The organism is Rhizobacter sp. P2_H2, assembly GCF_056403375.1.
This window is the reverse complement of the sequence record NZ_JBFUFP010001748.1, coordinates 1-639: the sequence shown is the minus strand read 5'-3', so window position 1 is coordinate 639 and position 639 is coordinate 1. Positions and strand designations below refer to the sequence as shown.

Genomic DNA, 639 nt, shown 5'->3' with positions numbered 1-639 from the left:
GCCCGTCACTAGGCTGAATAGGTTCGAGTCACTTCCCAACTTCAAGTACGCGATGTACATGCTGAAAATAGAAGCAAGCACGCCGAACCAATAGAGAACGATCTTGGAGCTTTTGCCGTGCAACATTGCCTTTCTCCCCAGAGTTCATGAAATTAAACTTTTGACATAAGCGGTGGCTAGTAGTAAACGAAGCTTGTCGGAAGGCGTCCGTTCAATGGAATGGTTGCCCCGCTCAGCAGTCAGATCGGGCGCAAGGCTCGAACTCACGGAGCATTCCGTCCGCTGCGCTACGCAGGGATTGGCCGAGATCATGCGTGCTGAAACTCGCAAGCTACGGACCGCCGACAACCAAACAATCAATCATGAGTCCGCGCGAGCGTTTATGCGCCTAGGCCTCGCTTGGTCGGGCGAGCCTCTCTCTCAAAACCACGTAAAGATAGTATGGCGCGCAGCCGTGCGGGCCACCGCCACCAAGATTCAAGTTATCGCACTCGGCATCATCCCTGAACCATATGGTGAGCTCCGTCTCCAGGGTACTAACGACCGCATGCGAGGATGTCTTGTACAGCACGACCATCTCTTTGTAGTGAGGGTCCATGTGCCTGTACAGCGCTGCGCGGGCTTCCGGATTGCAGGATA

Annotated in this window: 1 protein-coding gene; it reads right to left on the bottom strand. The window is 54.5% G+C overall.

The window, feature by feature from the left end; translation table 11 throughout:
• Positions 1-388 precede the first annotated feature (388 nt).
• On the bottom strand, positions 389-639 hold a 251-nt coding region (locus tag AC1D15_RS35990), incomplete at its 5' end, for a hypothetical protein (protein ID WP_477829852.1).